Source organism: Rhizobium sp. ZX09 (genome assembly GCF_017357485.1).
Taxonomy (GTDB): domain Bacteria; phylum Pseudomonadota; class Alphaproteobacteria; order Rhizobiales; family Rhizobiaceae; genus Agrobacterium; species Agrobacterium pusense.
In genome coordinates, this window is record NZ_CP031363.1 from 1,949,671 (window position 1) to 1,964,996 (window position 15,326).

Here is a 15,326-nt window from a genome sequence, read left to right on the forward strand (position 1 = left end):
CTGCTCCACTGGGCTACAGCGAAATTCTCCAAGGAACTCCCGCACCATGCAGAACGTAACGCTGCCGCTACCCATCCAGAGTCCCCTCCTCGCCGCCTTCGATAAAAATCGCATCCGCCATGGCTTTTTCACCCGGCAGGGCGGCGTTTCCGATGGCCTTTATCAAGGCCTCAATGTCGGGCTCGGATCTGATGACGAGCCGGAACGGGTGCAGGAAAACCGCCGCCGCGTAACCCAATGGTTCGGCCTTGCCCCAGACCGCCTCGCCACGGTCCATCAGGTCCACTCTCCCGAGGTCGTCGTGGTTGACGGAACCTATGACGGCAGCCGTCCGCAGGCAGATGCGATGGTGACAGCGACACCGGGTTTCGTCCTCGGCGTGTTGAGCGCCGATTGCGGCCCCATCCTGTTCGCCGATGCGGAAGCGGGCGTCGTGGGTGCCGCCCATGCCGGCTGGAAGGGTGCTTTGTTCGGCGTGCTGGAAAACACGATCGAGGCGATGACGAAGCTCGGGGCCAGCCGCGATCGTATTGCTGCCTCGCTCGGCCCCTCCATCAGCCAGGACAATTATGAGGTCGGGCCGGAATATGTCGCGCGTTTCACCGATATCGAACCCGCTTACGCGGATTATTTCTCCAGGGCGGAGAAAGAGGGCCACGCCTTGTTCGATCTCAAGCAGTTCACCATCGACCGCCTGACCAAATCCGGTGTGAAGGCGGAAAATCTTGGTCTCTGCACCTACCCGGACGAAGAACGCTTCTATTCCTACCGCCGCACCACCCACCGCGCCGAACCCGATTACGGCCGGCAGATTTCCGCAATCGCAATTCTGGAGGACTAAGATGGCCCTGCATTTCGAGCTTTCGGAATTCGATGCCCGCCGCGAGCGGCTGCTCGCGAAAATGGCCGAGGAGAAGCTGGATGCGCTGCTGCTTTTCGCCCAGGAAAGCATGTACTGGCTGACCGGCTACGATACTTTCGGCTACTGCTTCTTCCAGACGCTGGTGGTGAAATCGGACGGCTCCATGACGCTGCTGACACGCTCGGCCGATCTGCGTCAGGCCCGCAATACTTCGATCATCGAGAACGTCCTCCTCTGGGTCGATCGACCCAATGCCGACCCGACGCTCGATCTCAAAAACCTGCTGAGCGATCTCGACCTTCTGGGCGCAAAGATCGGCGTGGAATATGACACCCACGGCATGACCGGCCGTGTCGCCCGCCTGCTGGATAACCAGCTTGCGAGCTTCGGCCAGATGGTCGATGCGTCGTATCTCGTCAGCACCCTCAGGCTCGTCAAAAGTCCCGCCGAAATCGCTTATGCCCGCGAGGCTGGCCAGCTGGCCGATGAGGCTCTCGATGCAGCATTGCCGCTCATCAAGCCCGGCGCGGACGAGGCCGCCATTCTTGCGGCAATGCAGGGTGCCGTGCTCGCGGGCGGCGGCGACTACCCCGCCAATGAATTCATCATCGGCTCAGGCGCGGATGCGCTTCTCTGCCGCTACAAGGCAGGCCGTCGTGTCCTCGACAGCAAGGATCAGTTGACACTGGAATGGGCCGGCGTCAGCGCCCATTACCATGCCGCCATGATGCGCACGGTGGTGATCGGCGAACAGGATTTCCGCCAGAAGGAGCTTTACAGCGCCTGCCTGCAAAACCTCACCGCCATCGAGGAGGTGCTGCGGCCGGGCAAGACCTTTGGCGATGTCTTCGATGTGCATGCCCGCGTCATGGACGAGCGCGGCCTCACCCGCCATCGGCTGAACTCCTGCGGTTATTCGCTGGGCGCGCGCTTCTCCCCGTCCTGGATGGAGCATCAGATGTTCCACTCCGGCAATCCGCAGGAGATCACCGCTGACATGACGCTCTTTGTGCATATGATCGTGATGGATTCCGATTCCGGCACGGCCATGACGCTCGGCCAGACATATCTGACCACGGACGGCGCGCCGGAGCCACTGTCGCGTCACAGCCTTGATCTTCTCACAGCTTAAATCGCCCCCGGGTTTGACACAGCGGGAAAACCGCCCTTACATTGCGCCACCTTGGGCAAGAAGGAGCGGAACATGAGAGGGAAAATCGCATGAGCCGGTTGGGGGTTGCCCTCATTGTTCCGGCTTTGGCACTGATCCTATCCGGCTGCAACACCACGGAAGCACTGACGCCACAGGTGGATGTCGGCCACAACGCATCACAGTCGACGCCGGTAACACAGGGTGATCTCGACCAGATGGCGGCAGCCGCCGACCGCGCACCCGCAGGCGGGCCTGCAATCGCATCGTCCGTCCCGGCCTATGCACCCCAGAACTCCCTGCAGGCACAGGCACAGGCGCTGTCCAATGGCAGCCAGTACGGGGAACCGCTCCGTCAGAACCAGACCGCGGCCGCGGCCCCCGCCGTCACGCAACAACCGCCATCACAGCAGACGGCTTCCCTTGCACCTGCCACCGCCGCGAATTCCATCCGCTTCCTGCCCATCATCGGCGCACCGGTACAGGCGGTGACACCGCTATCCCGCCAACTGGGGGCCGAAGCGCGGGCCAAGGGGCTGACAATCCGCGCATCCAACGACAACTCCGCCGAAAATATTCTGAAGGGATATTTTTCCGCCTTTGCCGATGGCGGCAAGGTCAATGTCGTATACGTGTGGGACATTCTCGACGCCAATGGCGTGCGGCTGCACCGCCTGCAGGGGCAGGAGGCAGTGACCGCGCGAGGCAGTGATCCATGGGCCGCCGTGACCGACAAAGTCATGCAGGACATCGCTGCAAAAACACTCAACGACTACACGTCATGGAAGCAGTCTCAAAGCGGATGAGGTGAAACGACGGGAGAAGTCACAGAGATTTCACGAAAATCATTGCGAAAGCGCGGAGTCCTCTTGCAATCGGAAGCAACAGCGCTATTAAGGCGCGCATGGCAACAAGGCGTATCCGGCAAAGGCTTTTCAGCCGGATGTTCCTCCCCTTGAACGACGCTTGGTTACGGCGGATTGAGCCCCGTGGCGCAAGGCGATGGCATGGAAACAGGCGGCCGCAATGAAGGTTTTCGCAGGCAATTCGAACCGGCACCTTGCCGAAGCGATCTGCAAGTATCTTAATGTTCCTCTCGGAAATGCCACTGTAAAGCGGTTTGCTGACCAGGAAATATTCGTAGAAATCAGCGAGAACGTGCGCGGCGAGGACGTCTTTATCGTCCAGTCCACCTCCTTCCCGGCAAATGATCATCTGATGGAACTGCTCATCATGATCGATGCCATGCGCCGCTCCTCGGCCAAACGAATTACCGCGGTGCTTCCCTATTTCGGTTACGCCCGCCAGGACCGCAAAGCCGGCCCCCGCACTCCGATTTCCGCCAAGCTCGTTGCCAATCTCATTACCGAAGCCGGCGCCGACCGCGTTCTCACCCTCGATCTTCATGCCGGACAGATCCAGGGCTTTTTCGATATCCCCACCGACAATCTCTTTGCAGCACCGATTCTCGCCCGCGACGTGAAGGATCACTACGACACCAACAATGTCATGGTCGTTTCGCCTGACGTCGGCGGCGTGGTTCGCGCCCGTGCGCTGGCCAAGCGCCTCGACTGTCTTCTGGCCATCGTCGACAAGCGCCGTGACCGTCCCGGCGAATCCGAAGTCATGAACGTCATCGGCGATGTCTCCGGCAAGGACTGCATCCTCATTGACGACATCGTCGATTCCGGCGGCACGCTCTGCAACGCCGCTGAAGCCCTGCTGAAAAAGGGCGCGACCAGCGTTACTGCCTATATCACCCATGGCGTGCTCTCGGGCGGCGCGGTGGCCCGCGTGGCCTCTTCCAAGCTGCGCGAACTCGTCATCACCGACAGCATCCAGCCGACCACCGGTGTCCAGTCCGCGCATAATATCCGCGTGGTGAGCACGGCCGGCCTGCTCGGCGAAGCAATCAACCGGACCGCGCAGGAACAGTCGGTTTCCGGCCTGTTCGACTGAATAAATTCAGCAATCACGCTGAGGGTTGCCTACGTCTGCCGGTTTTTCCGGCATGCGCTTGAGCCAAAGTGGGCGCATATTCACTCAACGTGATCCTCGGCCTTGTGCCGAGGAGCTAACCACGTCGATAAAATCAAGGCGCGCGGGCAATAGGGACAACCCCTAGGATGAGTCGGAACTGTCTTGCCGCTCGCTCCCACCCCAGCGATGCTGCACCTCGAACTCCCAACTAAGACGACGCCGCACCCGTGTCCGGGGGCCGTTGGAGACGGGTGGCTGCAGTCCTGATTTTCGGCCACCAGCCCCGAACGCGGGTAAGTATGGCGTGGCGGCCATTGCGCCAAAGGCTGATCGTATCGGCTGAGATGGCAGCACCGCTGAAGAGGTGACGGTGGTGGCTTATCGCCAGCACACGGTACAGAAACAGTGTCGTCAGGGCCGAAAACAGGATGGACATCACCACATCGCTGAGGAAATGCCCGCCGGCCGCGATGCGAAGACCGGACATGAGAATGATTGCCCCGGCGGCAAGGGCTCCCACCACCCATCGCCCATAGGGCCGCAGGCGCGGCCAGACAAGCACGCAGAGTGGCAGGAAAAAGCTCGCGATCAGTGCGGTTTCACCCGAAGAAAACGAACAGTTCGAATAGCATTGCGTGCTGAACTGAAAAGGTGGCGTGAAAAGCTGATGCCCGCCAAATTCGGTAACGCTGAACGGACGCGCGCGACCGATCATGGCCTTCAGCACGCCGTTGACCAGCAGCCCGGCACAGAGGATCACGGGACCACAAAGGAACGCCCAGACTCGCCAGCCGGTTCGCTGCGAAGTGCCGAGCCGGAGATTGCCGACGAGGACCAGGAAAGTCAGAAGCGCGGCGAGCTCGACACCTTCCCGCAACGTGTCGCGCAGCCATTCGGGAAACGGCTCCCGGCCAGGCCATGGCTGGCCCACCGGCGAGAAAAACAAGGCGGAAAAGCGCAGATCTATAGAGGGAAAGGTCGCAAACAGGATCACCAGCGCAAGCGCTGCGAACGTAACCCAGATGGTGATCCGCATATGCGAGACATCATTGCCCATTGACGCTCTCCGGGATGCATTGTGGTGGCAGGCGCCACAGCCCGATTTCCCTGCCCTCGACAGAGCCCGGGCCGGCGATCCAGTGCGCCACCGGCTCCTCGCCTGCAAGACACGCCGGCAAGCCATCGGCACTTGCCAGAAACAGCGGATTTTTCGCTTCGCCCGGCTTCAATGGATAAAGAAGGGCATAATGGCTGGACGGCACGCCGGTTTCCGGAAGCGCACGCGTCAACATCTGTTTCTCGTCCCGCAACTGGTAAAAGAGCTCGGCCAATATCGAACGATCATTGGCGACAATAGCGTCCGCACCTGCTTCACGCGCCCGTGACAGGCCGGTCGATACCAGCTCGGAGCTTCCAAGATAACGTGCCATCGCCAGTTTACCGTTCGGCAGGCGCAGGCCCGTTCCCACTATCGTCATCAGCGGCAGCGCGATTGCGACGATGCCGCCGAGGACCAGTGTGGATACGATGAGCCAACGTCGCGATGCCAGGATCGGCACCGCCAGCAGTACGCCTGCCGCATAAGCTCCCACCGCCCAATTGGCGAGTGCCCGCGACATGAGGCCCTGTGCCGTGATCAAAAGCACGATCGGTACGGAAAGAGCGACGAGCGCCCGTGCTTCACCGGTTTTTGCGCGGATTGTCGCAACAATCATGCCTACGAAGACGTATGGCCCAACCACACCTGCCTGGGAAAAGAAGAATTCAAGCGCGGAGCCGATCTTGAGTTGGACACCGTGCCAGTTGGCATTGTCGGCGGTGTGGCGTGCCGTCATGAAATCATGGGCCGCATTCCACCACAGATTGGGCGCGATCACGGCAACGCAGACGAACGCAGCAATGACCGCGTCACGCAGCCGGATTCGCCATGCTTCGCAAAGCCAGCTGGCGGCGATGAAGCACGGCAGAAAATAGATCATCGCATATTTCGACATCAGCCCGAGGCCGAAACAGAGACCCAGAGCGATGCTCCAACCCAACGCCGCCCTGCCCTCGCTGCGGACGAGCGCAAGCTTGCGCACGGATATCATCGACAGCACGATGAACAGCATCATCGGCGTATCGGTCGAGATCAGCAGGCTGCCGAGCGTCACGGCTGGCAAGGTCAGATAGATCACCGCCGCAAGCGAGGCCAGCCTGACATCGTAGATCATGCGGCCGAGCACAAAAATGGCCGCCGCCGCAACGCCATGCACGACGGGTGCGGCGAGCCGCACCTGAAACGTGCCCTCCCCGCCGCCCAGAATGGTGGCCGCACGAATAAGCCAGCCGATGAGCGGTGGCTTGGAATAGGCGCCGAGCGCCATTTCGCGACCCCACAGCCAGTATTGCGCCTCATCGACAAAAAGGTCGGTGCGGTTGAAGGCGAGCCCAAGGACGCGCAGGGCAGTTACGAGGACAATCGCCGAAAACGCGAATGTCAGCCATTGGCGCTCGGCGCCTGCCCGCGCATAAGGCAGGGTCGCCGCCTCATGCATGCTGGCGGCGTTCTGCATGGATCAACCAGAGATTTCGAGCATAGATAAAGAGGCCGGATGCCTGCCCGAGAACAAAGACCGGATCGCGCCGCCACAATGCATAGGAGAGCAGCACCACACCGCCAAGAATCGAAAAATACCAGAAAGCCACCGGCATGACCGACCGGTTGGCCCGTTCCGATGAAATCCATTGAACCAGAAAACGCATGGTGAACAGCATCTGGCCCATGAAACCGGTCAAGACCCATACGAATTCTTCCCAGCTGTTCACATGCAGCATGGACCATAAAGCCGGTACGTTCACGGCAATGTCTCCGTTATGAAAGTTTCAGCCCAGCTTGACCGCTTGCGCCGGCGCAAAAGCCATGCGACGCCGATCAGGTCGTGGATGCCCACCAGCGCCCGGCCGATATTGGTATAATGGGAATTTCCATGCAGCCGCGCCCGGTGCGTGACGTCGACATGGGCGACCTGCCAGCCGTCACGATTGAACAGCGCCGGGAAGTAGCGGTGGTGATGGTCGAAATACGGCAAAGCGAGGTAGGCGTCGCGGCGAAAGGCCTTGAGGCCGCAGCCCGTATCGCGCGTGCCATCCTTCAGAATTCGCGCCCGAAGCCCGTTGGCAAAGCGGGAGGAAAGGCGTTTTCCCAGCGTGTCGCGCCGGCCGACGCGCTGGCCGGCCACCAGCCCAAGCCGGCGCGGTGCATTTGCGGACAGAAGCGGTGCAAGAAGTACCGGCAGATTGTCCGGCGGATTCTGGCCGTCGCCGTCCAGCATACATACGATAGGCGCGCGCGCCGCCTGCACTCCGCTGTGGATCGCAGCCGATTGACCGCCCTGGCGGTCGTGCCGCACCAGCCGCAACATGCTGTAACGGGCAGCGAGCGCCAGAACCGCTTCCGCCGTGCGGTCAGAAGAAGCGTCATCCACCACAACGATCTCGAAGCGGCCGACCGGCGCACAGGCGCTCACGATCTCTGCCACCAGCGTTTCAACGCTCGCTTCTTCATTGTGCATGGGCACGACAACGGCAAAATCCGGGGCAGATCGCAAATTGGCTCCGTCACATCCGTCTGCGCGGGTTCCGCAAACATCATCGATTGTGGCGAGAGAAGGAGCGTGAAAAGCTTGCATGAACATGAACAGCCGTTGATCTTCGCTGGATATGCGCCCGTTCTGTTGCAGTTTTATTACGTGGTGCCTATCCGCGCGGCTCTTCGATTTTTTCACGCCATGCGGGAAATTATCCTACAATTCCCTGTCCTTTAACGCGACCGTAAACAATTTTTGCAACGGTACGGCCACGTTTTTTGGGGGGAGGAAAACAGGATGCCGGGTGGAAATCCGACTGCTGTCAAAGCTAAATCATTGTCAATCAAAGCCAAATTTGCCGCGCTCGTTACCGGTGCGACACTGGTTTCCTGCCTGTCGGTGGGGCTGCTGTCCTACGAGATGGGTAAATCGGGGCTGATCGACGCCAGCAAGATCAGGCTCGAAACGGTTGCAGGCAACCAGTCCAAGCAGCTTGATGCCTATACGTTGCGCGTCGAACAGAGCATTTCCGAACTGTCGCAGAACGCCGCGGTGGCTCAGGCGCTGGAAACGATGACCACCGTTGTTCCAACGGAAAAGGACGCCATCATCCAGGCTTTCCGCCGAGAGGGCGTCTCCGAAGAGGAGCGCGCCTCCTTCAACGGCGAAGGGTTGCGGCTGCTCTACGCCATTCGTCATGCGACCATCAACGCCGCCATTGCCAGCGTCTGGCGTAATACCCGCGTCAGCGATATCTACGTGATCGACAAGAACGGCCTTATTATCTATTCCGTGACCAAGGGAAAGAACTTCCTGACCAATGTAACGGAACCGCAGAACGCCGCGATCAAGGAGCTGTTCGACCGCATCGAAGCCGGCAAGGACGGCGTCGTCAGCACCACGGGCTTCAGCGATGGCGAGAATAATTCGGCCATGATCGGCATGCCGCTCGCCGTCTCCAACTGGGGTCAGCTCCAGCGCAAGGGTGCCGTTATCATGCGCATCGCCGCCGATCGCATCGGCGCGGTGGTGACGCCCGAGGAAACCGGCAAGACCATCGACGACGCCGTTCTCCTGAGCTCCGACGGGAAACTCAGGGCTGGCGTCCTCTCGGGCGGTGCGGATGCTGCCGTTTCCGAAAGTCTCGCTGCCCTTTCCAACGTAAACGACGCCGGAACGGTCATGGCGCAAACACCTGCGGGCAATATCTTCTATGCCTATCGTCCGGTCGCCGTCTTCGGACAGAAACATCTTCTTGCCATCGGCCAACAGGAAAGCAAGGTTCTCGCCGCTGCCAACGATCTCGCCTTCTGGGCAGCGGTCGCAACGCTGGCCGTACTAGCAATAATGACGCTGATCGGGATTTTCGTTTCCGCGAGCCTGACCAAGCCGTTGACCGGACTTGCCGGTCTTATGGAGCGCCTGAACGGCGGTGAAAACAACATCGAGATCAAGGCAGTTTCCCGTGGCGACGAGATCGGCACCATGGCGCGCGCGCTGGAATCCTTCCGCCAGGGCATTCTGGACAAGCAGCGGATGGAAGCCGAAGCCCACCGCAAGGGTGAAGAACTGGACGAGGAACGCGCCCAGCGCGAGATGGAGAAGGCAAGAAGCGCCAGGGAACTGGAAGAAGCCGTGGACGCGCTCGCCACCGGTCTTGCCAATCTGGCCGCCGGCAGGCTCGATCTTCGCATCGAAAAACCCTTCGTTCCGTCACTCGATCATCTGCGCATCGACTTCAACAACTCCATGGCAGGGCTGGAAGCGACGATCTCCAATATCGGCGGAAGCGCCAATGCCATCCGCTCCGGTTCCGGCGAGCTGAAAAGCGCCTCGGAAGACCTGTCGCGGCGCACAGAACGTCAAGCAGCAGCCCTTGAGGAGGCGGCAGCGGCGCTCGGAGACATGACGCAGGCTGTCAATCTGTCGCTGTCGCGCTGCAATGTCGCCGTCGCCGCTACGGCGGATACGATGCAGGATGCCCATAGATCAACGGCTGTCGTCAAAGAAGCGATCGTTGCCATGGAACGCATCGAGACCTCTTCGGCCAAAATCCGCCAGATCATCGATGTCATCGACCAGATTGCCTTCCAGACCAATCTTCTGGCGCTGAATGCCGGAGTTGAGGCAGCGCGCGCCGGCGAGGCCGGCAAGGGCTTTGCAGTCGTGGCGCAGGAAGTTCGCGAACTGGCCCAGAAATCGGCCGCCGCCGCCCGCGACATCACGCAGCTCATCGCCACCTCTGCGGGTGATGTGGAAAGCGGTGTGGCGCTGGTGTTGAAGACCGGTGAAAGCCTGGAACAGATCCAGAAACGCATCCAGTCGGTCAACGACCAGATCGGCGAAATCGCCACCGCGTCGCGAGAACAATCCGGCCGTCTCAGCGAGATCAATGCCTCCGTCAATGAACTCGACCACGTGACACAGCAGAACGCCGCCATGGTGGAGGAGACAACGGCCGCCGCCTTCTCGCTCGCCAACGAGGCGGATGGCCTGACCGAACAGGTGGGGCAATTCTCCGTGGGCGATCCTCGCCGGCGAGACCAGCGTTACGCGGCGTGATGCGCAACAAAAAAGGCCGGAGGCAAAACCTCCGGCCTTTTATTTTGCCTGAAAGCCCGATCCGGGCTCCCAGGGGCAGGCGCCCCTGGGAACACGCCGGCGACCTGGCACCACAGCCCCTCGCCGGCTTCCGGGGAGGACCTCAGAAGAAACCAACCTTGTTCGGGCTGTAGGACACGAGCAGGTTCTTGGTCTGCTGGTAGTGGTCGAGCATCATCTTGTGGGTCTCGCGACCGATACCAGACTGCTTGTAGCCGCCGAAGGCCGCACCCGCCGGATAGACGTGATAGCAGTTCGTCCACACACGGCCCGCTTCGATGCCCCGCCCGGCGCGGTAGGCGATGTTCGTGTCACGGCTCCAGACGCCAGCGCCCAGCCCGTAAACCGTGTCATTGGCGATTTCGAGCGCTTCCTCCACGGTCTTGAAGGTGGTGACGGAAACAACGGGACCGAAGATTTCCTCCTGGAAAATCCGCATCTTGTTGTTGCCTTCAAAGACAGTCGGCTGGATGTAATAACCGTCTTTCAGATCACCCGACAGCGTCTTGCGATCACCGCCGGTCAGAACCTTGGCGCCTTCCTTCTTGCCGATCTCCAGATAGCTCATGATCTTGTCGAACTGTTCCTGCGAGGCCTGTGCGCCCAGCATCGTCGACGGATTGAGCGGATCGTCCTGGCTGATGGCCTGAACGCGCTTGATCGCTTTTTCCATGAAACGGTCATAGATCGATTCATGCACCAGAGCACGCGAGGGGCAGGTGCAGACCTCACCCTGGTTCAGCGCGAAAAAGGCAAAACCTTCCAGCGCCTTGTCGAGGAAGGCATCGTCCTCATTCATCACGTCGGCAAAGAAGATGTTCGGCGACTTGCCGCCCAGTTCCAAGGTGATGTTGGTGACGTTGTCTGCGGCATAACGCATGATTTCCTTGCCGACCGAGGTGGAACCGGTAAAGGCGATCTTGGCGATGCGGTTGCTCTGCGCCAGCGGCTTGCCGGCTTCAAGGCCAGTACCATTGACGATGTTGAGGACGCCAGGCGGCAGAAGGTCTTCAATCAGCTCCATCACGATGAGAATGGAGGCCGGCGTCTGTTCGGCCGGCTTCAGCACCACGCAATTGCCTGCTGCAAGCGCCGGTGCGAGTTTCCACGCAGCCATCAGGATCGGGAAGTTCCATGGAATGATCTGGCCGACGACACCGAGCGGTTCATGGAAGTGATAGGCGACGGTATCGTTATCGATCTCGCCGATCGTGCCTTCCTGAGCGCGGATGCAGCCTGCGAAATAGCGGAAATGGTCGATGGCGAGCGGGATATCCGCATTGGTGGTTTCACGCAGCGGCTTGCCGTTATCCCAGGTTTCAGCCCGGGCGATGAGATCTAGATTGTCTTCAATGCGCTGGGCTATCTTAAGCAGGATGTTGGAGCGCTCGGTTATGCTCGTCTTGCCCCATTTGTCGCGGGCCTTGTGGGCCGCGTCGAGCGCAAACTCGATGTCGGCTGCATCCGAACGCGGCACTTCGCAGATCTTGTGGCCGGTCACCGGCGAGAGATTGTCCATGTAGCGGCCGGATTTCGGCTCCACCCATTTGCCGCCAATGTAATTGCCGTATTTCAGCTTGAAGGGCGCTTCGCCCGCTTTCTGCTGAACCTGAATATTCATGATTTCATCCTCCCTGATGAAAACGATCCTGAGCGGACCGCATGAAAGGAAGGTGGGCCCAGATGGCACGGTTCGGTAGAGGGGCGACGCGGTTCCGCAGCGCACATTGTCTCACATCTGCGACAAAGCCGCGTTGATCCGGCGCGATCGGCCGGATCGCAACAACAAGAACGTCAATGAACGTCGAATTTCTTCATCTTGCGATGAAGCGTGGCCCGGCTGATGCCGAGCAAGGACGCGGCCTGCGTGACATTGCCGTTGGTGCGCGACAACACGCGCCGCAGCGCCGAACGCTCCGCTTCCGCGAGGTCGGAACCGCTGTCATGGCGCTGTTCCTGCAGGATATCCGCGGCCGGGAGACCTTGCGCGATGCGGGCATCGTCCAGCTTCAGCGCAAGACGAGCGGCGCGGGTCGCGCCGAGCACGAGATCGTCCTGATCCACGGCGAGAAGCGAAAGCGCCGCCCCGAACCCACTTGGCACGACGACGATGCGTGCCCCCGGAAAGGCACGGCGGAACAGATTGCCCTCGATGCGCTGCGCCGCGTCCTTCACCGCCTGGGTGACAAAAGAAAAGGTCATCTCGTTGATGTCATCGCGGCAGGTGGAAATATCGAGCGCACCCGTCACCCGGCCGGTATGATCGCGAATGGGAGCCGTGGTGCAGCACAGTTCCGTATTCGACGTGAAGAAATGTTGGTCACGATAGACAACCACCGAACGCTCGTCGACGAGCGCGGTGCCTATGCCGTTTGTGCCAACGCTCTCTTCGCTCCAGACGGCGCCGGACCAGAGGCCGAGCGCCCGGAAATCGCGATCATCGCCGGACGCGCCTCGCCGCTCCAGCGCAACGCCCTGGGCATCGGTCAGGAGCAGGCAGCAGCCGGACCTCCCGACACTGTGGAAAATTCGGTCAAGTTCGTCGGTGCTTTCAGCAATCAGGCCAGCGGCACTTTCACGGGCGCGCCGAAACTCCGTCTCGCTGAGAAAGATCGGCTTGCGATTTTCTTCCGGTGCAAGACGGTGCTTGACCATGCAGCGACGCCACGAGGCGACAATCGGCGAACTTGCGGCTGCGGAACGGTGGCGTGCGGTTTCATACACGCGTTCCGCATGGGCGATGTCAGTCGGCATGCGCTCCTCCCAAAGCTTTTGGGCGATGGTGCGCTGGAAGCGTCGATGTTTCAACAAAAAACTTCGCGACCGGCATCGGAGGCGCAGCTGACGGTCAGACCGCCTTGAAGTAACGCCTGCCGACAGTGACCTCAGGTTCGTCCTCAATGGACAGGAAGGTGTCATCCACGAGGCTGGCAATGGATGTCAGCGGACCGGGCTTGCCGAAAAAGAAGCCCTGCACCTGCAGGCAGCCTTCGCGGCGCAGGAACTCGACATGGGCCTTGGTTTCCACACCCTCCGCAAGCACGGGAATATTCAGGCTATGCGCCAGAATAAGCGTCGAACGCACGATCGCTTCGGACTGCACATTGGTCGACAGCCCGTCGATGAAGGCGCGGTCGATCTTGATCTTGTCGAAAGGGAAACTCTGCAGCGTCGACAGCGAGGAATAGCCCGTGCCGTAATCATCCATCGCGATCTTGACGCCGAGCGCCTTGAGCTTGCGGATGGTGACAAGCGCATGGCGGTGATCGGCGATGATGCTGCCCTCGGTGATTTCCAGCTCGAGCCTTTCAGGCGCAAGGCCCGTTTCTGCCAGGATTTTTTCGACCTTGTCCGGGAACTCGTTATCCGCAAGCTGCTGCGGCGCTACATTCACCGCAATGGAAAGCGATTTTTTCCAGAGTGCCGCCTGCGCGCAGGCTTCTCTCAGAACCCACTCGCCGAGTTCGACGATGAACCCCGTCTGCTCCGCGATCGGAATGAATTCGGCGGGAGAAATCATGCCCCGATCGGGATGGTTCCAGCGTAAAAGCGCCTCGAAACCGACGATGCTGCCGCTTCTGGTGTCGTTCTGCTGCTGGTAATAAAGCTCGAACTCGTTATTGGCGAGGCCGCTACGCATGGCGACGGCAAGTACATTGCGCTCACGCGCGGCCTCATCCATCGATTTATCGTAAAAGCAGATCGTATCCGAACTGCCGCTTTTTGCTCGGTACATCGCGACATCCGCCTGCGCCATCAGCGTATCGGCATCGATGGAGCCGGTATTGCGGACCGAAATGCCGACACTCGCACCGACCGAAAATGTCTGCCCGTTCCATTCCACCGGCCTGCTGATCTGGTCGATCAGCCTCTGGGCGAATTCGGCGCCGTCGGCGCGGGTATAATAGGAATTTGTCATCGCCACGAATTCATCACCGCCCATGCGCGCCAGAAATTCGCCGGCCTTCAGCACGGAACTCGCCCTGTCGGCGATGGTGCGAAGCACGGCGTCGCCCGCCGCATGGCCGTGCACATCGTTGATTTCCTTGAAACGGTTGAGATCGATGGAAAGAAGCGCGGTGTGTGCGCCCAACGAAATATGACGCGTGCGACGATTGAGATGTTCGATGAAGGCTGCCCGGTTGGGAATGCCGGTCAGCGGATCGTGCAGCGAAAGATGGCGATAGCGGGCGACCGCCTGCTGGGTGGACTGGGCGTCGATGACATAAGTGGAAAGCCCCAGCGCCAGCAGCAACAGCGTAACCGCAATGGCGCCTCCGCCCATGATGGCCGGCGGCAGCAGATTTTCAGGAATGATGATACGCGGGTCGAAGGCGAAAGACATGGAGGCCATGCCGGTATAATGCATCGACGCTATCGCCAGGATGAGAAACGCCACCGCGCTGTACTGGCAGAACCGATTAACGGGCCGCGAGACCCGATTGACTGCAACGGCGCCCAGCACTGCCCCCAGCACGAGGGACGCGATGACATAGTTCTGATCCCAGAAAATCATGCCCTGAACATTGTAGGCCGCCATGCCGGTGTAGTGCATGGCTGCAATGCCGAGACCAAGGATGATCCCACCGGCTTCCACCAGCACGCTGCGCCCGCCATAGGCAGAAATTCCGAAACCGGCAGTCGTTGTGGTAATCGCAATCAGAAGTGACAGCCCGGTCAGATACGGATCGTATCCCACGTCACCCGCAGCAACATAGCCCAGCATCGCCACGAAATGGGTGGTCCATATCGCCGCGCCGCCATTGACACCTGCCAGAAACAGCCAGTTGACCTTCTGCACCCCCGTCGCCAGACGTGCTTTCGAAAAAAGGCGCATCGACACGAAACTACCGAGCATGCAGACGAAAACCGCTGCGACGGTATATCGATAGTCGTGATCGATGGTAAGGCACTGGAGAACTTTGAGCATTGTCATCTACGCAGTTGGAATTTCGCGTAGCCTTATCATTCGCCAAGTTTTCGCCCGGTTTACATGAATGGATAAGCACATATTAAAAGTTGCAACATGCGAGTGAATTAGTACAACCTAATAAACCCGCAAGGCGTGCGATCGAAAAGCAGGCCTCTCTTGTCTTTGTCTCCCGTTTGTATTATAGCGCCCGCACCCGTGTAGACACCCTTGGAGGCAACGCGGGTGGGATGG

12 protein-coding genes are annotated in these 15,326 nt (G+C 60.1%); 5 read left to right on the forward strand and 7 right to left on the reverse strand.

The window, feature by feature from the left end; genetic code table 11:
• Nucleotides 1–46 precede the first annotated feature (46 nt).
• From pgeF to BTN45_RS09815, 4 genes are all read left to right on the forward strand, one after another.
• Nucleotides 47–841 (forward strand): peptidoglycan editing factor PgeF, encoded by a 795-nt coding sequence (gene pgeF / locus BTN45_RS09800; protein ID WP_207587493.1) that lies wholly within the window; start codon nt 47–49, stop codon nt 839–841.
• Between the two features lies 1 nt (nt 842).
• The gene (locus tag BTN45_RS09805) at nt 843–1,994 is read left to right on the forward strand and encodes a Xaa-Pro peptidase family protein (RefSeq protein WP_207587495.1); all 1,152 of its coding nucleotides are present in this window, start codon (nt 843–845) and stop codon (nt 1,992–1,994) included.
• Nucleotides 1,995–2,083: 89 nt separating this feature from the next.
• Nucleotides 2,084–2,818 carry a hypothetical protein gene (locus tag BTN45_RS09810; RefSeq protein ID WP_137068869.1) on the forward strand — a complete coding sequence of 245 codons (735 nt, stop codon included), beginning with the start codon at nt 2,084–2,086 and terminating at the stop codon, nt 2,816–2,818.
• A gap of 220 nt (nt 2,819–3,038) precedes the next feature.
• Complete coding sequence (locus tag BTN45_RS09815) at nt 3,039–3,971, forward strand: ribose-phosphate pyrophosphokinase (protein WP_003522877.1); 933 nt, start codon at nt 3,039–3,041, stop codon at nt 3,969–3,971.
• Nucleotides 3,972–4,200: 229 nt separating this feature from the next.
• Here the strand turns inward: BTN45_RS09815 and BTN45_RS09820 are convergent, their stop codons facing one another.
• The 4 genes from BTN45_RS09820 to BTN45_RS09835 are packed head-to-tail and all read right to left on the reverse strand — an operon-like array spanning nt 4,201 to nt 7,669.
• Nucleotides 4,201–5,049 (reverse strand): phosphatase PAP2 family protein, encoded by an 849-nt coding sequence (locus BTN45_RS09820; protein WP_207587497.1) that lies wholly within the window; start codon nt 5,047–5,049, stop codon nt 4,201–4,203.
• Complete coding sequence (locus BTN45_RS09825) at nt 5,039–6,547, reverse strand: glycosyltransferase family 39 protein (RefSeq protein WP_207587499.1); 1,509 nt, start codon at nt 6,545–6,547, stop codon at nt 5,039–5,041. The genes BTN45_RS09820 and BTN45_RS09825 overlap by 11 nt, the downstream gene beginning before the upstream one ends.
• Entirely contained in the window at nt 6,522–6,809 is a 288-nt protein-coding gene (locus tag BTN45_RS09830; RefSeq protein ID WP_035209260.1) for a lipid-A-disaccharide synthase N-terminal domain-containing protein, read from the reverse strand. The genes BTN45_RS09825 and BTN45_RS09830 overlap by 26 nt, the downstream gene beginning before the upstream one ends.
• Nucleotides 6,810–6,829: 20 nt before the next feature.
• Nucleotides 6,830–7,669, reverse strand: coding sequence for a glycosyltransferase family 2 protein (locus BTN45_RS09835; RefSeq protein ID WP_035209259.1), 840 nt, complete (start codon nt 7,667–7,669; stop codon nt 6,830–6,832).
• A gap of 189 nt (nt 7,670–7,858) precedes the next feature.
• Here BTN45_RS09835 and BTN45_RS09840 point away from each other — a divergent pair, with 189 nt between their 5' ends.
• Nucleotides 7,859–10,123, forward strand: coding sequence for a methyl-accepting chemotaxis protein (locus tag BTN45_RS09840; RefSeq protein WP_112766603.1), 2,265 nt, complete (start codon nt 7,859–7,861; stop codon nt 10,121–10,123).
• Between the two features lie 142 nt (nt 10,124–10,265).
• Here the strand turns inward: BTN45_RS09840 and adh are convergent, their stop codons facing one another.
• The 3 genes from adh to BTN45_RS09855 all read right to left on the reverse strand — a co-directional run bounded on the left by adh (nt 10,266) and on the right by BTN45_RS09855 (nt 15,092).
• Nucleotides 10,266–11,783: an aldehyde dehydrogenase gene (gene adh / locus BTN45_RS09845; protein ID WP_112766604.1), complete on the reverse strand. Its 1,518-nt coding sequence runs from the start codon at nt 11,781–11,783 to the stop codon at nt 10,266–10,268.
• Nucleotides 11,784–11,956: 173 nt separating this feature from the next.
• Nucleotides 11,957–12,916 (reverse strand): helix-turn-helix domain-containing protein, encoded by a 960-nt coding sequence (locus BTN45_RS09850; RefSeq protein ID WP_006699467.1) that lies wholly within the window; start codon nt 12,914–12,916, stop codon nt 11,957–11,959.
• 94 nt (nt 12,917–13,010) lie between these two features.
• Nucleotides 13,011–15,092, reverse strand: coding sequence for a bifunctional diguanylate cyclase/phosphodiesterase (locus BTN45_RS09855; RefSeq protein WP_207587501.1), 2,082 nt, complete (start codon nt 15,090–15,092; stop codon nt 13,011–13,013).
• Between the last annotated feature and the right edge of the window lie 234 nt (nt 15,093–15,326).